At 34.0% G+C, this 20,048-nt stretch carries 22 protein-coding genes and 1 tRNA gene; 11 read left to right on the plus strand and 12 right to left on the minus strand.

Annotated features, from left to right (window positions below; translation table 11 throughout):
• Window positions 1-71 precede the first annotated feature (71 nt).
• The 3 genes from AAGU22_RS04445 to hflX form a co-directional block, all read right to left on the minus strand.
• Window positions 72-218, minus strand: a complete 147-nt coding sequence (locus tag AAGU22_RS04445; protein ID WP_458721024.1) for a hypothetical protein — start codon at window positions 216-218, stop codon at window positions 72-74.
• A 108-nt stretch (window positions 219-326) separates the two neighbouring features.
• Complete coding sequence (locus AAGU22_RS04450; RefSeq protein ID WP_458721025.1) at window positions 327-1,313, minus strand: magnesium transporter CorA family protein; 987 nt, start codon at window positions 1,311-1,313, stop codon at window positions 327-329.
• Between the two features lie 575 nt (window positions 1,314-1,888).
• Window positions 1,889-2,980 carry a GTPase HflX gene (gene hflX, locus AAGU22_RS04455; RefSeq protein ID WP_458721026.1) on the minus strand — a complete coding sequence of 364 codons (1,092 nt, stop codon included), beginning with the start codon at window positions 2,978-2,980 and terminating at the stop codon, window positions 1,889-1,891.
• Window positions 2,981-3,107: 127 nt separating this feature from the next.
• Here hflX and AAGU22_RS04460 point away from each other — a divergent pair, with 127 nt between their 5' ends.
• Complete coding sequence (locus tag AAGU22_RS04460) at window positions 3,108-3,605, plus strand: GNAT family N-acetyltransferase (RefSeq protein WP_458721027.1); 498 nt, start codon at window positions 3,108-3,110, stop codon at window positions 3,603-3,605.
• A 220-nt stretch (window positions 3,606-3,825) separates the two neighbouring features.
• Here the strand turns inward: AAGU22_RS04460 and AAGU22_RS04465 are convergent, their stop codons facing one another.
• Entirely contained in the window at window positions 3,826-3,996 is a 171-nt protein-coding gene (locus AAGU22_RS04465) for a hypothetical protein (RefSeq protein ID WP_458721028.1), read from the minus strand.
• Window positions 3,997-4,245: 249 nt separating this feature from the next.
• Between AAGU22_RS04465 and AAGU22_RS04470 the strand changes: the two genes are divergently transcribed.
• The 3 genes from AAGU22_RS04470 to AAGU22_RS04480 all read left to right on the plus strand — a co-directional run bounded on the left by AAGU22_RS04470 (window position 4,246) and on the right by AAGU22_RS04480 (window position 6,595).
• A complete protein-coding gene (locus tag AAGU22_RS04470; RefSeq protein ID WP_458721029.1) occupies window positions 4,246-4,539 on the plus strand; it encodes a winged helix-turn-helix domain-containing protein in 294 nt (97 codons plus the stop codon).
• Window positions 4,540-4,880: 341 nt separating this feature from the next.
• The gene (locus tag AAGU22_RS04475; RefSeq protein ID WP_458721030.1) at window positions 4,881-5,963 is read left to right on the plus strand and encodes a hypothetical protein; all 1,083 of its coding nucleotides are present in this window, start codon (window positions 4,881-4,883) and stop codon (window positions 5,961-5,963) included.
• On the plus strand, window positions 5,963-6,595 hold the full coding sequence (locus tag AAGU22_RS04480) for a TetR family transcriptional regulator (RefSeq protein ID WP_458721031.1): 633 nt from the start codon (window positions 5,963-5,965) through the stop codon (window positions 6,593-6,595). Before AAGU22_RS04475 ends, AAGU22_RS04480 begins: the two co-directional genes overlap by 1 nt.
• A gap of 310 nt (window positions 6,596-6,905) precedes the next feature.
• On the opposite strand, the gene AAGU22_RS04485 is transcribed toward AAGU22_RS04480, so the two are convergent.
• The gene (locus tag AAGU22_RS04485) at window positions 6,906-7,142 is read right to left on the minus strand and encodes a hypothetical protein (protein WP_458721032.1); all 237 of its coding nucleotides are present in this window, start codon (window positions 7,140-7,142) and stop codon (window positions 6,906-6,908) included.
• Between the two features lie 674 nt (window positions 7,143-7,816).
• Between AAGU22_RS04485 and AAGU22_RS04490 the strand changes: the two genes are divergently transcribed.
• Window positions 7,817-8,413: a TMEM175 family protein gene (locus AAGU22_RS04490; RefSeq protein WP_458721033.1), complete on the plus strand. Its 597-nt coding sequence runs from the start codon at window positions 7,817-7,819 to the stop codon at window positions 8,411-8,413.
• A 500-nt stretch (window positions 8,414-8,913) separates the two neighbouring features.
• Here the strand turns inward: AAGU22_RS04490 and AAGU22_RS04495 are convergent, their stop codons facing one another.
• The gene (locus tag AAGU22_RS04495) at window positions 8,914-9,525 is read right to left on the minus strand and encodes a hypothetical protein (protein ID WP_458721034.1); all 612 of its coding nucleotides are present in this window, start codon (window positions 9,523-9,525) and stop codon (window positions 8,914-8,916) included.
• Between the two features lie 280 nt (window positions 9,526-9,805).
• On the opposite strand from AAGU22_RS04495, the gene AAGU22_RS04500 reads away from it, so the two are divergent.
• Window positions 9,806-9,937: a TMEM175 family protein gene (locus AAGU22_RS04500; protein WP_458721740.1), complete on the plus strand. Its 132-nt coding sequence runs from the start codon at window positions 9,806-9,808 to the stop codon at window positions 9,935-9,937.
• Window positions 9,938-10,595: 658 nt separating this feature from the next.
• Here AAGU22_RS04500 and AAGU22_RS04505 read toward each other — a convergent pair.
• Complete coding sequence (locus tag AAGU22_RS04505; RefSeq protein WP_458721035.1) at window positions 10,596-11,993, minus strand: patatin-like phospholipase family protein; 1,398 nt, start codon at window positions 11,991-11,993, stop codon at window positions 10,596-10,598.
• Window positions 11,994-12,518: 525 nt separating this feature from the next.
• Between AAGU22_RS04505 and AAGU22_RS04510 the strand changes: the two genes are divergently transcribed.
• The 5 genes from AAGU22_RS04510 to AAGU22_RS04530 all read left to right on the plus strand — a co-directional run bounded on the left by AAGU22_RS04510 (window position 12,519) and on the right by AAGU22_RS04530 (window position 17,009).
• The gene (locus tag AAGU22_RS04510; protein ID WP_458721036.1) at window positions 12,519-12,983 is read left to right on the plus strand and encodes a hypothetical protein; all 465 of its coding nucleotides are present in this window, start codon (window positions 12,519-12,521) and stop codon (window positions 12,981-12,983) included.
• Between the two features lie 752 nt (window positions 12,984-13,735).
• The gene (locus AAGU22_RS04515) at window positions 13,736-14,251 is read left to right on the plus strand and encodes a site-specific integrase (protein WP_458721037.1); all 516 of its coding nucleotides are present in this window, start codon (window positions 13,736-13,738) and stop codon (window positions 14,249-14,251) included.
• A gap of 956 nt (window positions 14,252-15,207) precedes the next feature.
• Window positions 15,208-15,519 (plus strand): hypothetical protein, encoded by a 312-nt coding sequence (locus AAGU22_RS04520; protein ID WP_458721038.1) that lies wholly within the window; start codon window positions 15,208-15,210, stop codon window positions 15,517-15,519.
• A gap of 356 nt (window positions 15,520-15,875) precedes the next feature.
• Window positions 15,876-16,721, plus strand: a complete 846-nt coding sequence (locus tag AAGU22_RS04525; protein ID WP_458721039.1) for a hypothetical protein — start codon at window positions 15,876-15,878, stop codon at window positions 16,719-16,721.
• A gap of 39 nt (window positions 16,722-16,760) precedes the next feature.
• Window positions 16,761-17,009 carry a hypothetical protein gene (locus AAGU22_RS04530; RefSeq protein WP_458721040.1) on the plus strand — a complete coding sequence of 83 codons (249 nt, stop codon included), beginning with the start codon at window positions 16,761-16,763 and terminating at the stop codon, window positions 17,007-17,009.
• Between the two features lie 510 nt (window positions 17,010-17,519).
• On the opposite strand, the gene AAGU22_RS04535 is transcribed toward AAGU22_RS04530, so the two are convergent.
• The 5 genes from AAGU22_RS04535 to AAGU22_RS04555 all read right to left on the minus strand — a co-directional run bounded on the left by AAGU22_RS04535 (window position 17,520) and on the right by AAGU22_RS04555 (window position 19,424).
• Window positions 17,520-18,122 carry a hypothetical protein gene (locus tag AAGU22_RS04535; protein WP_458721041.1) on the minus strand — a complete coding sequence of 201 codons (603 nt, stop codon included), beginning with the start codon at window positions 18,120-18,122 and terminating at the stop codon, window positions 17,520-17,522.
• Window positions 18,123-18,246: 124 nt separating this feature from the next.
• Window positions 18,247-18,396, minus strand: a complete 150-nt coding sequence (locus AAGU22_RS04540; RefSeq protein WP_458721042.1) for a hypothetical protein — start codon at window positions 18,394-18,396, stop codon at window positions 18,247-18,249.
• Window positions 18,397-18,447: 51 nt separating this feature from the next.
• Window positions 18,448-18,570, minus strand: a complete 123-nt coding sequence (locus AAGU22_RS04545; RefSeq protein ID WP_458721043.1) for a hypothetical protein — start codon at window positions 18,568-18,570, stop codon at window positions 18,448-18,450.
• 374 nt (window positions 18,571-18,944) lie between these two features.
• Window positions 18,945-19,097 (minus strand): hypothetical protein, encoded by a 153-nt coding sequence (locus AAGU22_RS04550; RefSeq protein WP_458721044.1) that lies wholly within the window; start codon window positions 19,095-19,097, stop codon window positions 18,945-18,947.
• Window positions 19,098-19,323: 226 nt separating this feature from the next.
• Window positions 19,324-19,424: transfer RNA gene (locus tag AAGU22_RS04555), tRNA-Ser, on the minus strand.
• Window positions 19,425-20,048: the final 624 nt, after the last annotated feature.

Consider the following 20,048-nt stretch of genomic DNA (forward strand, 5'->3'; position numbering starts at 1 on the left):
TTGAAAGACTATCCTCTAAGTCATTTACTGGATTGCTGATGCTTGTATCGCTTTCAAGAATTCCAGTGTTATTACCCTCTTCCTTCAAATTCTTGGACTGTTTCGGTATCGTTAGGATACATGGCTGTTGTATTTTGTGCAAACACATTACCAATGCTAAAACTCACAAGTATTGCTGCAAAAGTAAAAACTGTGACAATGACTTTTCTATTTTCCATTGAATAAAAAAGTATTAATGTTTTATAAAAGTGTATTAAAATTATTATATTATTTAGAACAGGATCAGTAACCAAAAGAGTAATGACGAGTTTGGCTTGATTCTTTTACTACTTTGTAAGATTGTTAAGCCATCCTAGCTTTCTGAAATAGTATAGCATTATGATCACCGATCCAACTGAAAATCCTGCGGTAACGATTAATGGCATAAAATCTATAAAATTGTAGCTATAATTCGTGCTTCCTGGGATATTGATATTCATTCCATAAAAAGTTCCGACTACTGTTACTGGAATTGATAATGTAAACAGGATTGTCAAGAAACTCAATATCTTGTTAGTTTTCTCACTGCTTAGCATATGATCTGTATCTTTGTATATTTCGATGGTTTCTTTTGACTCATCTAGTGCTTCAAGTACTTTGGAAACATGATCATTGATGTCATTAAAATAAGAAATAAGATCTTCCTCTTCTAAGTCGGTAGAGAATTTTCTTACGTCCCTTGAAATGATTTCCAACATGATTCTTTTCAGAGGGACTACTATACGTCGAAGAGTAGTTATTTCTCGCCTCAACATGGAGATTTCTTTTGCCACTGCCACTTGGTCATCAAAAACTGCATCCTCAATATCATCCAGGTTGCCTATTACCTTCATCAATATATGAAGTAAATCATCTACCAGGGCGTCTAAGATTGAGTGCAAAAGGTATCCTGGAGAATTTCCCATTATGTTTTGTTTGTTCTTTCCATTATCTAATTTGCAAGCCTGAAATAGCTCAGAGAGTGGTTTCAAGTCACCATGATGAATGGATATTAAAAAGTCTTTTCCAATGAATAATGAGAGTTGGCTAAATTTAGGGGAAGTTTTTTCCTTCTGGGTCGTCGGAAATTGTAAAATAATAAAAACATGATCCTCGTACCTATCTATTTTGGGCAACTGATTTTTGGACAAACAATCTTCAATGTTTAATTCATGAAGTGAATATTCTTTGGAAACCAGGTCCATTTTTTCCCTGGTCGGCTGTTCGATATATACCCATTCCAATCCTCTACTTGCCAGTGAATCCAACCCATGAAATCGATTAGATAACTTCATCCTACATAACCCTTGTTAGTCTCATTTAATTTCAATAACTCCCTACTAATTAATCTACTATGGACCCAAGTTCTAATTTCAATATATGATTATTTTTTAGGTGGAAAATCCTTCAAATTATCGGACTTGCACCTGTGGCAATTCGGTGACTCCGATGAGGCAAGATAATTAATGTAATAGCAATTTGCACATTGCTTTCGTACAAACTTTGATATTAGCATGATTGCGCCAGAGTCTTCCTTGATGACTAAAACATTTCTATGATGGAGATCAGTTATAACGATATTAAATAATTTGATTATCTCTTCCATGTTCCATGTTTTATATTTGAGATAATTTTCTTTCATGAAACAGCAGATTTCGCTAGTATCAAATATGCTCTTAAAGTCATTATCTTTCCTATTGTTTATTCGAAAGAAATAATCTCGCAGATACCATTCAAATTCGAATGACAGAATTTCAGTATTCAAGTTCTTTTTTTAATAAATATTATTATTTTTTAATCCTTTCGATTTAATAATACATAGTAATCAAAGCAAATCTTAATTTATCAACTGATCGATGGATCGGCTGATTTATGTTGTTGATGGCGGATCTGCAAATTGCATAGAAATTACTTTCTTTAACTTTGTAAGGTTATAACCCAGTTGAGCTGAAACTGGGATGATTTGATCAATGTTTTCAGTTACATTTAGCTCTTTCATCTTGTCCTTAATTTTATTGTTTTTTACCATGTCTATTTTGTTAAGTACTAGTATACATTTTTGAAATGGAATTTGCAATTTTGATAAGATTTCCAGGGAACTCATCAATTTTTTCTTGATAATGGGAACATCATCAGCAAAATCAATTATCAGCAAAATTACATTAGCATAATTCAGTTCAGATAATGTAGACTTGAAGGCTTCAATCATGTACGGGGGTAACTTACTAATGAACCCTATTGTATCTGATACAAGAACTTTCCTCCCTTCAATCTCAGAAGAACGTGTAAAGGTCGTCAATGTTGTAAAAAGTTTCGTACTTGTCTCTTTATTCTCGTTAGTTAGAATGTTAAACAACGATGTTTTACCCGCCGAAGTATAACCGGTTAACGATATCAATGGAATGCTATTTGAGAGCCTTTGGACCCTGTGGAGAGCTCTTTTTCTCTCTTCTGCCTGTAGTTTTTTCTTCAATAACGCGGATCTCCTCTTAATGTCCAAAATGTGCACATCAGCATCGTATTTTCCTAATCCATAAAATCCGGGCTGCTCCCCTAACTTTGCAAGTTTTGCCTTTTCTTTCACTCGGACAATATCATATTTTAGTTGTGCTAACTTTACTTGAATCTTTGATTCATTTGTTACGGCTCTATTTAGAAAAATTTCTAGAATCAATTTTTCTCTGTCCACAATGTCTATTTTGCACAATCTTGCAAGATTGTATTGTTGACTTGGTTTTAGTATCTCATCAAATATGATTACATCAGGTTTTAGTGCTGCAACTCTTTCTTTGATCTCTTCTGCCTTCCCCTTTCCAACACCAAATCTAGAACGGGTAATGTTTTTTTGGCTAATCACTTCTAGGATGGAATACCCAATTGATTCAGCAAGGCCTTTCGCCTCGGATAGGGCAAATTGGTTTGGATATGTGATTAATATCGCTTTCCTATCCTCTGAATACATTAATTTTAAATTTTCTATTCAAAGTATCCAATTTAAACCATCAGCTTATGCGACCACCATCCATTTGGAACTTTGACGAGATTTATTTGATAAAGTTAAATAATTTGTCTTAAATATCATATACTGTTTGCAATTAGCATTAAGGAGAGTTAACGGCTATTTAATCCGAAGATGTGCTTACGAGGATTTAAATTCAGTAATCAGCATTAATTTAAAGACTCTTCCGGAACATTATACCGAGTATTTTTTTGAGTCTCTCTTACGCGAAATTCCAGAAGCATTCATCATAGCTGAAATTAATAATATGGTAGTGGGCTATATAATGTGCAAATTAGAGTTTGGCTTCTCGAATTTTAGGAAACTCGGGTTCGTGAAAAAGGGACATGTTGTATCCATAGCATTGTTGCAAGAGCACAGAGGAAAAAATATCGGTGAGGCATTGATGATGGAGGGAATTAACGGGATATCAACAAGAAAAGGTGACGAGATATATTTGGAAGTTCGTACTAGCAACGGTCCTGCTATCTCGTTATACCAAAAACTCGGGTTTCAAATCAAATCAGTATTAAAATCTTATTATAGAGATGGGGAAGATGCCAATTTAATGGCCCTAGAAATATCATAAAGTCAACAAACTATTACAATTATCTTGTATCAAAATATGAAATAAATATATGGTATTTTGCTATATCAGTATGAATATTTTTGAGCCCTCCACCTTATTAGCTGTTTTCCCATATGTTTTCATCTCCTCTTTTCCAATATTTGGAATAATATTGGTTACATATTGGCTGGTAAAGGATAAAGAGATCAAAAATCAGAAAAAATTGATTTAGTAACAACTGTTATGTTTGAAGTTCTTTTCTCATAATAATACCTTTAATTGGTATAATTATAGAATTTTTGTCATATTCTGCACTGACTTGAATTCTTGAATTTATTATCTTACTCATTATGATGGTAGTCTGACCTTCAATAATCCAGCATCCAATAGAGATATTATTGTTATTCACCATAGAGAATCTCTTTTCAAATCAGTCAATCAAAACCTTGTGAGGGAAAATATGTGAATACAAAGGGGTGGCAGAAGAATCTTATCAAAACATTTCTTTTAAAAGTGCTATTTGGAGACAATAAAACCAATCAAGAACATCTGATAAGAATCTTCTATCATTTTGAAGAAACGATTATTATTTGACAAATGAGTATATTTTTTTTTATCCTGTATTTAATCTAACTAGACTATTAGAGACATTGAAATCAGTTTGCTGATAAAGGGAAGAGAAAGGGGTAAAACAAAGTATCGGGATAAGTGTCAAATCTTCTACCTAATTGTAAAGAGTTGCATAGGGAAATATCAAACCAAGAATAAACTAAGTTATTACAGTTCATATAAAAGATTGAATGATTATTTGGCAGACTTGATACGTTTGAATTTATTATTGTTTGATGAGAAAAAACAAAGATTCATAGCGACTCCCAAGGGAAATGACTTTGTAAGGAAATATGATAATATCATAGAATATATCCCAACTTTCAAGAGAGATTATGAAATCTAGTGCCTACCACTGATGCCATGGTGGGTAGCCCCTTTAATTCATATCCGATTGGTTTATATTTTATTAATTTTTCTACCTTTGGTCACTCAGTGGTTCAAATTTTCTATTTTCATATGGCAATCTAATGGACTGAATATTGTCATTTACTTTATTTTTATTTCAAAATTCTGAGCTAATATATTTATGTTCTATAAGGTGATCGTATTTTTCTATAATTGTTTAAACATGATATTGTTGACTGACCAGTCAGTAATATTTATATGACTTGTTTGCTAGGTAGATATATGGAACCGATCCATTCCCCATCGACCACTGCTCTTAAATTTTCTAGGGTTGTGTTGATGTTTGCATCTGTTGGTTCCTTAATGCAAATAAGTGCTGGTAATTGGGATGTCACTTCACATTTATTGTCAAGCCCTGAATCGTTTTTTACACCTTCTCATGCCTTACTTTACACTAGCATAGGCATTTTATCACTTTCTTCCATCATTGGAGCTATCCTAATGTTAAAATTTGGAGAATTAAAGAGGCACGGTTTAACTCTATCATTCAAATTACTTATTATAGGATCAATAATTTCAATTATATCGGGCCCAAGTGATTTTATTTGGCACCAAACCTTCGGTGTCGATGGATTTCTGAGTCCAACACATCTGATGTTAATTACAGGAATGCTAATCAATTCCTTAGCTGTAGTAATCGGGCTGGTTCGTTTAACTTCATTTGTCAAGACCGGCGCCTTTTATCAAATTGGGAGGATTCTCATAGTCCCTGCTCTAATTGCAGTATGGCTAAATTTGATAACTTATGTTTACATGCTTGCTTTGCCAATTTCTGATGGCGAACTGTTTAACTTTAATCTAAACCCAATAGCAGAATCGTTAATGGCGTTAGTATTATTGCCATTGATTAATTCAGGACTGTTCCTATTTGTTTTGAGGAAAACCCATACATTCGGGTTCGCTAGCGCCATAGCAACAGGAGCAATTTTATTGACCGCATTTACAAATATACTACCCTCTCAAGCACTCTCGAATTTACTCCCTTTTTACCTATTATCAATTATTCCATTTGTATTAGTCGACATGCTAGTTTACGACAAATTGCCCTTGGGCAATAGAATAATTAGCAATAAACTCAAATTCGCAATAGCCGGTGCTATTTCTGGTTCGCTTTTTTATGTTGTCGGATATCCTCTTCTTCCTCTGACACTGTCTAATTACCTGATGCCTGTGGATTTGGAGCAGACCGGATTTGTAACTATTGTTGATATAATTCCAAGTTTTCAAAGTTCTTTACACGTGGTATTGCCAATAACCATTATTATCGGTGCTATTCTGGGGATACTATCTTCCCGGATTTACGAAAGAATCGATGGTTTCAAGGAAAAAAATTCAAAATCTGATGAAGTGATTTTTGAATAATGTGCGCAAAAGTTACTTTACAACACAAGTTAGAAATTCGAGATCGGATCATTGCCGCTGCACTAATTTCTTTTTCTAAAAAAGGGTTTGATAAAACAAGAATGGACGATATAGCTTTAGAGTCAAATGTGAGCAAGGGAACTCTCTATATCTATTTTGAGAGTAAAGAGGACCTTTTTTATGCATTGTGTGAAAAGAACTTGGTTGATCTAAGAAAACAATTATTTTCATTATTCGATACCAATGATGAATTCAATAATACAAAGAATCAAAAATTAATTTCCGATACAAAAGAATATTACAATAATTTTAGTCATTTTGAAAATAGTTACATAATTTTTCTAGAAATCTTGTCAAAATCCACACGGAATGCAAAATTAAGATCAATACTATATTCTCAACACAAACAGATTTTTGGGGTCATGAAAGAACATATCCTTAGCTACCTCAAGAATGACCAAAAAATCACCATTATAGAAGATCATGAGATTGATTGCATTGTTATGAGCCTAATTGCAGTTTACAACGGCCTAATGATGAATAGGCTACTCGGAGTAGAAGAGGAAGCAAACAAAAAGACATGGGTTGACAGCGTAAGCAGGATTCTCGGGACTACCGTAAAGGTACAATAAACTTTCAGTACAGTCTCTTGTTTATACTCTACACCATTTTACTAATGTCTTTTTACCTATCTGAGGGAGGCTTTTTCGCATTTGATAGATATCTTGATAATGTCTTACTGAGAATTAACACAAAATAGAATTTCATTAAACTACCAAAAATTGAAGTAACTGTCGGTTATGGGGACGATTGCAAGTGATATCAATATGGTGAGAGCAGTCTTCTAAAGAGACCAGATATATTTCAATTCATTATTATATTAAAAGAATTTCTAAGATACGTCTTTTTGTTAATTCTTTTTTTTTAAAAAAGTACTTGAAGTTAATTGTTCACATATTCAATTGCAATTGATTCGTCATAGTTTGATAATTTCAATCTCTTTATCAATATTTCAAGGCTGCAATCATTATCTATTTGGATTTTGTCTTTAACCGCTACATATTGATTGCTAAAATCTCTCTTCAATCCATCATAATTAGAATAAAACCATTCAAAATTGTCCCTTAATTTTTCAAATTTTACGAATGCTTCATCATTTAAGGAAGATTCAAGACTCATCTTACATGACTAAGAATATTATGGTAAATTCTTTCATAAAAATGTTATGATATTTTTTATTGGTAACATTATGGCTTTCTCCGTAAGCAATTATTTCGGCAAAAATCAGTAAGCAAGGTTGAAAATACCAACTGGAATATGTTAAAGCGCATCCTAAGGAGGGAATTCATATTGTATTTTTAGTTCATTTGACTTCGAAAACTTGCATGATTCTCGAGAATAGTTGGTAGTTAGCACCTCTGTCTGTATTCCATTAAAAATAAAGTTCAATCTGCAGAGGTTTAATCTCTTACTTGGCAACGACAATGTTAATAATTTCTTCTACGCATACACAGAAATTTGTTAACCTGTCATGATACCTTGGGGTTTTCTTATAAATATTTTAGCAATAAAGATTTGTATAAAAGTATAATAATAATCTTCTTTAAAGTAACGAATAACAAAATCCTCTGAGGTATACATTCATACTAGCAAAAAATTCTTTGCCAATTTCCATATCAATTAGCATGTATTAATTTAGAAAGTTTTGAATGCATTCTTTACAAATAAAGATATGCTGCTCTAGATTCTGGAATTTCGATCCTTTGACGGTAATAAATATCTATGATTTGATATTAGCTAACTAATGGTTTCTCTTGTAATGTTATTATTAGATTGGCGTTTATTTTGTTTTAGTGAAGGGATTCCTATCTGTGGAAAGATTAAAAGGTCTGAGTGATTCTGTTCTTTTGGTCGCCTTAACGATACTTGCGTATAATCTTATCCCTCCTAACTTAGTAGATGGTCAAGCAGATCCAACAGAGCTTGACAGTTTCTATGATACACTATATGGCATGGTGTCTAGTTTTTTTGTAATTTTTGTATTTTGGATGCTATATATGAAGATACTTGATCGTCTCACAGTGCCTGATGACATAGTAATATTGACTTCGTTGGTATTTTTTTTATTTATACTAGTAATACCGGTGTTTACTCTGGCACAAGTACAGTACGAAAGTGCTTCAGCAGTAGTTTTTCTATCACTACTAATGATTCTTACTGATTTGATCTTAATTTTCTTATGGAAGTACATGCACAATAAATCACTGAGTGTTGCCCAGGGAGATAGGGAATTAAGAAGCATTCATAATATGTTTTTTGTAATTCCGACTCTTTACATCATATCCATTCTGTTAACCTTTTATAGCATCAAACTTTCAATAATATTACCAATTGTAATGATTCCAACTTTATTATTGTTGAAGGGTCTCTTCGGTAAGATTGATAGGTAATAGAGGTATCCATTTCCCAGATAATAAATGGAATATGGAATTTTAATTAAAGATATGGCAGATAGGACCGATCTTAACGTTGAGATAAGTTAATATCCTTATAGTATAGATACCAAAAAAGGAAGAATAATTACACTAATAAGAACATCCTACTAAATAAGATTGGCTAAATTACTGTATTAGGAGAAACCAGATGCAACAAGATTAGGGGCTAGTCTAATCACATTTGAATATGATGTTTTGTTCTTTAATTAAGAATTTAATGGGGGTAGAGTACTCAGGCAATAAATGAGAATATTGTAATTATGGCAATGATATAATTCCTGGTTTGTTTGAGAAGTTAATGTCTGCTATAAATGTAGCAGTAGTATTACTCACTTTTAGTTGTAAATATTTGATCACTACCCTACTTCAATACAATGCTAACATTCTATTGAATAACACACCCAGGTGAGGGCCGGATGCTTACTTGATGGATATTGAATACTGGGTATATCTAATTATCTACGACCTCCAAGGCCGCCATGTTCACCTCCGCCATTCTGTGGTGAAAAGCCTCCGCCATAGTGTTCATGTGTAACTCCGGTGTGATGGACAAATGTCCCACTATCACTTGGTTGCACATGATTACCAATATTGTATATCGCATAGTGGCTGTGAGTACCACTAGATTGATTATCATAGGCGGTTCTGCTATCTATTCTATTATCATGAATCACCTTGTTACCATTATCATCATAATGCAATTTCTGGTTATGATTGTTATCTACATAATAGTACTTACGACCATCATTATCGTACCAATAGTGGTGACCTTGAGCATTGGTATAATAGTTATTACCATTTTGATCCTTGTAGTAGTTATTACCACTGTCATCAGTGTAATAATAGTTGTCACCTCCATCGGAGTTGTCGTTATCTTCATCGTAGTAAATTGGTAGACCATAATAATCATAATCATCTACAATGGTCTTATTAACAATGTTTGGTACTGTAGTATTTTGTCCCAAAACTCTTGTAGATGTTCCTAACATAGGTACTGTTACAAGAAAAATTACAGCAATGGATGTAAATCCAAACTGGTTACCTAAAATAGATCTTTTATCATTCATCACCGTCACATGCTATAAATTATATAAAGATATTGAGATACAACTGAATCAGCTTTGTAGTACAGTTCACGCTAGTGATTACAGCTTGAAACGTGAAGTTGGAGATCGTATTAGCTGAAATCATATCATAACACTCACAAATGCTGTTTTGGCATTAGTTATGACCCTGTTAATATTGAAAATTGTTGTACCTGATCTATCTAGTCCAGAAGCTTAAAATGAGCTTCCAAAACGATTAATTGAATTGGGGATGGATATTTGGAGCTAAGCAACTAGTTTCATAGTCTTAGGTTTTTGGATTGCTCATGAGGATCAATTTCACTACATCAAACGTGCGATTCGAATCCTCTTCTGGATAACTATCTTTTATTTAACGTTCATAGTATTCATGCCATTTTCTAATTCTAATTAGAAAATATGAAGATCAACAGATCTCATCGTCATATATGGAATCTATATTATGATAATTCTAATTTGGGCATACTTGCAATGGAAGTACGCTACAAAAGAACATCGTTTAGTAGATAGCATTCTCGAACCCAAATTCAAAACAATAGTGTCAAGAAGAGTAATTGTAGGATTAATACTATGCTCGATAGCGATTGCTATTTCATTTCTAAATACTCAAATATTTATTATATTATTTGCATTGATTTCTATATATTATCTCATACCTCTGAAATATTTTTGGCTTCGATTTACTAAATATAGGTAAAAACTATCATGTCAGATTTATCTGGCCTTATCATCATGATATTAGATCGACAGCACTTGAGAATGACTCGATGTTACATGGCCTGGAGTTTGTATGCTTGTTTTTTTAGATTATGGAAAAAGATTGCATGCTAATCAAGCTTTAGTTTGAATATACCCTACTTTCATATCTGGTTCTTGGGTACCACTCTTTGTCAGTTCTGATAAATCCAAGATTTATCTGAATGTGTTGGCAATTCTCAAACCATATCCATCATAATGATGATGGATGTTTCTTTATAGGTCACTACGGTTAAGTTCCATAACTGATTAAGCAAGAAAGATAATGCTACCTACTAGCTATATCTGCCATTGCATCAACCAAAGTCAACGTCACTAAGATCCATAGTATTTCTATAACCACTTTCTCTCAAGTGCTTAATTGTTCTAGGTGAAAAGTCAAATATCTTATTTGATATCGTGTTCTCATCATTTTTGCGGTTTATTCTTACAACTTTTTCTATTTCAAATTGTCCTATTAGCATGTCCGAGTATTTTCTAGGTTTGATTGCTTGGCCGTGGTTCATTGTATTTTTATTCAATAAATTATTGATGACATCATCTTTTGCACCAGCATCTTTTGCAATCTTGATCAATTCCCTTGCCAGATCCACATAGTCTGATACAAGCAACAAAGCCTGTTGCTCTCGTCCTGTTCTGTCTGAATAGGTTATGTCACTATTTCTGTTCATAACACCATCATGATCCAAAGGAATTGTGTCTTGTTTAACTGGATGAACATTGACGATACCTATCCCTAATCTTGGAACTGAATCTTTCAAACCTTTTACTTTTAGCCAATAAAGACGGTGCAGTCTAACAAGTTGTGTTAAGGGAGTGTTACTCATTATTCCTCCATCCCAAAAGTAGCGCACATTCTTTTCATAATTAGCGCTATTGCTATTGTAACTTTCTACTTCTAAGGGAGTATAACTATAATTGATAGGCACCGAGGCGCTTGCAATAACATGATCTGAAGTAATTCCGTCGTTATATCTAATAACATGTTCATGTCTAACTTCTTTTCCATCATGAGTAATATATTTTCCATATCCAGATTTTCTGGAGCCATCTTCCGTTTCATAACTATCAAATGTTACAGGGGCCCCTTCTGCTACGTCAACACTCACGAGGATGAGTCTTGGTTGAGGTAATGATGATTTCTCATCGAAACTTGTTGCGATAGGGAATTTTGCGAATCTCTCTAAACTTCTCTTTAGCGGTCCACTGTCAAAACGATACCATACATTTAGAGGATCAAAAAACCTAGTATCACCTAGCGGGGCTAAAGGGGAGAAGACTGTAGGTACTCCTGTAATCACAGATAGCTTTGATGAATAATATCTTCTTGCAGCTTCACCAGAAGCAAAACCGGGGTGAATATAGTTATGTAGAAAATCCCACCAAGCAGTAAAACCCGGAATACGGTCTAGTGGTGATTCCTTTGACAAATACTCCCAAAACTCATTTAGCCTTTCTGAAGAGCCTTCCCACGTATTATTTTCTGTCACATAGCTTACAAGTATTGCAGCATTTAGCGCACCTATTGATGTTCCAGCGACAATATTTAAGAATGGTTTATCTTTTTCTCCTTTTTCCTTGTCTGCTTTGGTAACCTTTTCATATAGTGCTTGGTAGGCTCCTGCTTCATATGCACCAAGTGAGCCTCCACCCTGTAAGACTAATGCTCTTTGGTTATCCTGATATATACCCATATGAACTGAGTTTGGATAGGATGTTATTATGTTGATCTATTACTGACAGACCTTGCGATAGTATGCTGAAGATACATGACCGAGCCTATCGAGATTGTAGTACGTTTTCCATGATTCTTGTACGTATAAGTTGGGACTCACTTTCATTAAAGCGAAATCCAAATCCTAAAACCCCCAACAATGCTGTTACTAAAATAAAAATTTTGAAAAAGTAAAAATTAAATTCGAGGATCGAGTGAGATTTGTGTAATTTATTATTTTCGAAAGTTAGGTCTACCTTTGATTACTATTTCATTTAATCTGACATTTCAAAGCATATCCATATCTTCGGATTTTAAATCGGGACTTTACCCAATATCCTGATTCTTATGCCAGTGAAGTATTGGACTCTATTCCACCTTGAATCATATTTTCACAATCCATTTTTGTGGTTATCATAATCGTGAATCGAAAATGAGTGAATGAACAGTCCAATTAATAAATAACAATATTTATATAATTATTAAGTAAAAAATTAGACTGTATATGACTGCAAATGAAAAATTCAAAAACATATATGAAAATGCATATCTTCAGCAGAAACAAGCGATCGGATCAAATTATACCCAGTTCAAAAGCATGATTGAAACCACATATCTTCAGCATATACAAGCGATCGAATTAAGTTATACCCAGTTCAAAAGCATGATTGAAACCGCATATCATCAACAAATACAAATTATCAAAACGAATGCTTCTATAATGAAAACCTATTATAGCATGTTTGGAAATAGCGAGATAGTAAAAAATATTGAAAAGATGGAATCTGATTTTTTAATTCTAAATGAGGAATCAAAAAAATCAATGCTCAGCCAGTTGGACCTCATTAAAGATAATTACCTCTCTAATGCTGCTAGATTAAATGAAGAATATCATAAGATACCTAACATTGATAAGTTTATTCCCAATCCTGATGGCTCAGTACAGTCCGATGGCAATTTAAAGAAATAATATTAGCTGGATAGTTTATTTCGCTCTTCATTTCATAGGTTAGCAGGTTCATAATGAAAAGAATAAATCTTTTTTTGCACATGTAGCATTCTACTTTAAAACAACTCTATTACATGCCAAGTTAACCCAATTTTCATTAGGAACCATATTCCAATTTAAGGTTTTGGCACCTGAACCGTTTGAATGTGAAGTGGTCTTGTTTGAAACCCTCTTGATTAAGGTGTTATCGACCACTAATCATTTTATCAGTGTTGCCTATTACATTAATTCTTAAGAAATATCTGATTTTGGAACAACGTTCGAACTCCGGCCCCTGTCCTACCATTTTTTTTAATATTGTATTACGATATCTGTTAATTCAAATCCAGTTTGGGGTAGCAAATATTCAAAAATCAAAAGGTTTAGCATCTATTGATACAAAGAAACTCTAATAATTGTCTCCTTGAGTAAGGCGCCGGGAGAAGGATTGTACTTAATTATGTACCTAATCATGGGAACAATATGTGCTCAATTGATGACATATCGGTAAGAAATTTCAAAGAATATTTAACTAAACAGAAACAGAGTCCTCATACCATTAGAAACAAGATCCAATATGCAAAGAGATTTTATTATGTTTTGCAAGAGGAAAACGCTCAAGATTTGATGTCTGTATCTCCGGAAACTAGACAATATGTTATGAATCATTATCATCTTTGTCAAAGTATGTGGGAATCTATGACCGATGGCAAACTTTAATCAAGAGATTTCAGTTGAAATGGCCAAAGAGGGAAGCGTATGCTGTATTTAAAGAAATTTTTAATGATTCTAATGAATCTTTTGCTGCCATGTTGAAATGGGTGAAGGAATCTGTTTCTATCCTGCCTGGAACTGTAGGGAATGTTATCCTCTTCAATACCTTGACGGGGCTGCGGCCCGATGAGGGGTACAAAGCAATGGATCTCATCAGGACCGATGAAACTGCATATATCGATAGAAAGAGGATTCTCCTAATGCGCTTTACATACCCGAAACTCTTTCTTCGAGTCTCCAAGAATGCATATGTAAGTACTATGAACGATGATATATTACAAATAGCTCAGAAAGCTGAATCGATTACTTCTTATGCTTTTATTAGAAGCACGTTCGGAAACTACTCTGTTTCGATGAATATGTACTACTGCAGAAAAGTCTTTGCAACATATTTGAGAAATGAGGGCGTCGAATCTGAAATAATAGATCTGTTGCAGGGACAGATATCTAGTTCTGTTTTTGTCAGGCACTATTAACGACCAGACCTCTCAAAGTTTGACCAGATCAGACAAAAGTTAACTAAACTACATGATTTGATTGTTAATTGACAGTACCGGTAGTGACTCAAGTGACACTATTTTTTATTCCCTTGACATCACAGTTTAGGATTGGAGGGGCCCTTGATTATGCACTAATGTTAATCATGATCTAATTAGTTTTGTTTCCTTTGTTGTTGTTGTCAAATTAAGTAGATTTGGTTTTGATGTTAGAGAGGAAGGGGAAGGTTCATTTGTTTTAGTATCATTTGTGTCACTAACATTTCATGGGGATCAGACCCAAAAAGCCACAAACTATAAATACTTAGTAGAAATTTTGTATAAAAAAAAGTACCATAATATTATTAAGCATATTATGAGAACTAAACGCGACGGCATACATTACTTCCTCAAAGGTCTTGCACCCCACAAGGTGTGAGGCCTTGTCAATAGTCGAAATTTTTGTAGTAACGTAATATTTTTAGAAGGTGTTTTTTTGCACTCCTGAACCAATGCTGTAAGAAAAAATACCCCTTTGTCCTTCTAACTATGGTATCTATAACGCTGATAGTATTTTTTCTAACAGACTGGCCTTTTACGTTAAAACGCGGTTTTTGAAATGACATTTTGCTATTGAACTATTGACGACGGTAACTATGTGTTTGACCATGTTAATATATTACACCGCCTTGGTCTTGGCACTTGCCAAACGATGGCCTTGTTATACCGAGTGTAATTGATAGTTTTAGATATTCTATTTTATAAAACATCCTCTATTGTCCAGATTGTGGCAGCAGCTTGTAGGTTGTTGAGCATTCCGGGCGTCCTATGGGACCAGCCGATAGCATCATGACCAGAATGATATAATTTGTTATCTTGCCCTTCTTAAGATTCATTCCGTAGACGACTTTAGGATAAAAAAAGATTATAAATGTTATAGTAGATTTAACTTGTGAATGTCTGAGTCAGCATTCCTAGAATCTAGTCATGCATTTGTCGATAAACTTTTGGATCTAGATAATGAACTGAAAGCCAGGATTTGTGAAAAAGATAAAAGTGCTGATGAAATCTATCAGCCGTATTTTGAGAGATTGTCATTATATGAAGAATCATCAATCCTACCTTTTAATGAAAGCGACAAGGTATTATTGCAGAATAAGAAGGAAGACATCTATTTAGAGTTGAAGTTGTTCAAGTTTAAGCAAGATATGAAAGAACAATTAGATGACATACAGACTCACCTAAATGATCTACAGAAAACCTTGTGAATTTAGGTAAACGAACAACTATGAATCTGAAAAGGTGACTTTCCTTAGTAACAGCGCATCCTCCATTTGACTGGATACTATTGCATGGGGTTGTATCATAATGTTTTTTCCAGTTATTCTGCAAACCGATTAGGTCAGCTGTAAGCAAAAATACCCCTTAGCGAATAGTATCTAACTCAGTAAAGATTTATTACTAGCATTCAATCCAGATGCTACATTTTCAATCTTGTGTTTTTCCTAGTTTGGTATCAATTTCAATTAAATATCTTTGCTAACAACGATTCAACTCTAAACCCGTTTTCTTGAAAATTTAGTATAAGAAAACCTTTTAGAATTGCATTTATATATATTATATATTGATACAAAGCATCGATCGATACTATTATATTAAATTCAGCAGTGTAAATAGAAAAAAAGTACAACATGCTTTCAATATTCTTGCAATTTTCACAATTATATCTACTCTTGTTCTGGGCTCTGCCACTTCAAGCTGGAATGTGTATGGCCAATTAAATGAAACTGATTCGTCAACAGAAAACGAAATTCAATCTATTCCACAGACCACTCAAGAAGAGATCACTGAAAGGGCAAATGAGCAAACTACATCAGAAACTGGTTCTGAAGAAAATAGTTCCGGTATTATAAATGATGAACAAAACATAGCCGGCGGTTCAAATACACTGAGTGGATCTTCTAATATACAACCTGATGGGGATTGTTTGTTTGACCCATCATTACCCAAATGTGCTCCTGATGAAAATGGTAATTGTCCTGAAGGCTTTAATATGAATGAGGATGGTCAGTGTTTTCCACAACATGATGGTTGTCCTGATGGATATCATAGTGTAGATGATGATGAAACAGGACGCTGCATTTCAAATTCCGAGGGCTGTCCATCTGGGATGATTTTTAGACCTGACATGAAAACATGCGGATATAAAGAAGATGTGTGCAAAACATATCCTAACCTTGCAGACTGCAAAGTAGATGATGGTGGAAACGGTGGATCGAATACTCTTGCTTACAATTCGGGATATACCTATGGTTGTTCTGATGCAAAAATCGATGATCCTTCTGAGAGATACATAAATCAAGCAGGCAAGGGCCCCAGCTTTCACACATCAGAATTCATGAGCGGATACAGTGATGGATTTGAAATATGTTCTAATGGAAGCAACCAGCCGCCATCTAATTCAAAATGAACTTTCAAAGGCATTGTTGAAGTTACAAACCAGTCACCGATGGATACATACGGTGGAATCACAGTAAACGTGGGCAATTATCCTGACAATATCTTCAAACCGGAGTATGATATCTATTTCCCAGCGGGCCAATCTGTTTCAAAGACATTTACATTTAAATCAAGCGATGTTCCTGTGGGGACTGAATTTGGGGTAAATCTTGACTATGGTGATGACTATAATCAGTACATATTTGGGATTAACACTCCTGCAAAGAAACCCGAGTTGGTTCAATTCTTTATCTCTTAACTAATTATCGCCTTTTTAGTCTATTAAGAGGAACAAATTCTGTTTTTATAATTAGAGCTCGCTATTTTTAGAACGATTTTCCAAATGTGATTTGATAACACAAGAGTTGACCAAACTACATAATTACTAGCAAGAGGATGTGATATCGTTTCTAAAGAGAATGGGTGTGATTACCTCCAGGCCTTTTAATTGAGTTGAATGATGTATGTCTAAGGGTACCGGAGGTGTAACTTTCTTCCAACTTTCGTGCAATCTGGTTTCAACAGTGCTGTAAGAAAATTTACCCCTTAGTCCTCTATTTAGTTAAACATCTTGCCAAAGTATTTATCATCTTTTTTACAATTTTGGGAACATAAAGGCATAAAAAATCTGTCGACCCTTTCATGAGAGTTTTGGCGACGGAACGTCTTTACCATAACTTTTGACATTTTCATGTTGACAAATTAGATATTGAGTAGAGTTCGAAATGTGGCCCCAACAATGTCATAAACCTTGAACCCTCAGTTAGAGTTAATCGATAAAGTCTAATCCATTGACATCGGTTTTAACTTTTTTCTCTGAAATCTTTTTAATTCCGTTTATCAGTTTTTGATTCTGCAAGACAAGACTAAAAAGAAAAAGAACAGAAATGGTAGATTCTGAAACTTTATCGATTAGCGTCTTGGCCGCCCTTTCATCCAAACTATTACAACAATTAACTAACATGTTTAGTAACTGTTCTCTATCATCTTTTTGAAGGGCGTATAGCAAACCGCGCCACCTTTCACAGGTTTTATCAAACAATGTTTTTGCTAAAGGTTTCTCTCTATCCAATACAACCAATTTCTGATTTATGGAATCCTCAGTGACATTAACCTCCTCTTTACAAAACTTCAAGAGTGTTTTATATTTATGGAACAAAGCACCCATCATAATAGGCTCAATTGGGATTGGTCTGTTAGAATTAGAGAGATATTGTGTATACAATTTGGCGTTTTCAAATATCGTGTTAAAGGCTTCTTTCTCTTTCTTGGATGATAGTTCTTTCTTAAATTCGGACCAATTCAACCGCTCGATTTCAATCAAATATCTAAATGAAGGAATACTTCGACCCATTTGATTTGCATATGTCATACTAAGATTTATCTACTACGCAGTGTAATTATGCGTATTGAGGACTAGACAATTCATATATTCACATCGTCAAATTACAGAATACAAATTATCATTTACCTAAAAGAGCAAAAATGTTAAGTTACTATATGTCAGAACCTGATTTATCTAGTGCAAACTCTAAAGCCCGGATCTCCACTTGTAACTCTGCTGTACAATATTCCTCAGTATTACAAAACATTTTAGCTTCGTAGAGTTTTGCTTGCAGTGCTTTCTTTGTCTTCGTAATAACCATAGGTGAACATAGTTTTTTAGATAGAAACGAATGGCTATCTCTTTTTATGTTTTAGTACTCGGCATATTCGTCTATGGCCTTTTGAGTCAAGTAAATGGAGTCAGCGTCATCTGGATCTACAAATATGTAGCCAATACTAATCAAGTTATCTCTGACATGTTGTCTCAGCTCCAAATCTGACTCTTCCTTGTTGTACCTGCCCCTCGTCTTCTGCAGGCGTCATTATAGATATCAACAAACTTTACTGATACTTTCAATTCTTTGTTAGTACTTTCAATTAAAACTTTGACAGATGTTAAGGGTCAGACTTTGTACCTTCTCAGAAATATCTTGTTGTTCCAATTATATTGATATGATAAAATTCCTTATAAGATACTAACATGGTTGTTCAATCTCAAGGAAATTCGAAAAAGGTTAACAGAGGAACACAAATACGTTTGATTAAATAGAAAAAGCTTAATTCTATATCTTCCATAGACAACTAATATTACTATGTTATCAAAAGCAGTGATTCTCTATCTTCAAGGTCAAAAACAAGTTTCTCAATCCTATGAAAGAAAGTTAAAGTGCTTGATCAGAAAGAAGATGGCGGTTTTGCAAAAAGAACTTCCCTTGCTGTCAAAACTATTTGGCGACGGTGTTAATTCTTTTATGGACATTTCAACTACTACAAAACTGGCCGCCCCAAGTGCTAAAGACAAAAGAAGTTTTAACCCGTCTAGTCAGCCATTGACTCCTAACAACAGCGCTACCAAATTTAGTAATCTGCAAAAAAATGAATCCATATTTGAAAATGAGAAGCTCGTGGCCCGTGAGGGTGTCGAGGGTTCAATGAGCTCTTCCAATGACCATCCATCATTCAACGCTACGAAATTCAGTAATATACAGACCAAATGCGCTACGAAAAACAATTTCGACGAGAAAAGGCGCCGGGAGAGGGATTTGAACCCTCGAGGCCCTCACGGGCCACAAGCTATATAGTTTCCTAATTTCCAGGCTTGCGCCCTTCCAGGCTAGGCGACCCCGGCTTTTGATTAAATGATAATTGTCCTCTTTTTATGTATATCTAATATTAATTTATATTTTAAAACTAACTCATCTCTATCCTGTCGATCATCCGACCGGACAACAAATCAAATTTATAAATCTTTGAATGGCCGGTGCTACTCTTATGATCTTGAACATCCGAATAAAATAGAAAATTTTGATTACATTGAGTACATACCCAAACAATATTTAGATCTTTGTCATTCATGTCTTTGTCTAAGCATACGATTCAAACATACGATATAAGCAGTTTGAAAACAAATAATGTTAATTTATTTTGATTATTCTTTAGTAAAAATATCTCCAATTATTATAACGATAAACTGTAAATAACTATTTTAATACGGCGCTGTTCAGAGTGTTTATTACATGATATTTCTATGTATTAATCAAACTCTCTTGACATCCTTTATAAAGGATTGCCATAAATTATAAAGTACATTTTTTGGATAGATTAATAATTGTGGAAAATTCTCCACATTCTTACACCATGATAACCACTAAATGATCATGCCGCTTTACTTTGAGATCAGATTTGTTCCTTTGTGAAGCAAAAACAAATCCTATCATAACTAAATATATGTATCATTACTCAATATAAGGAT

Source organism: Candidatus Nitrosocosmicus sp. R, from assembly GCF_054408505.1.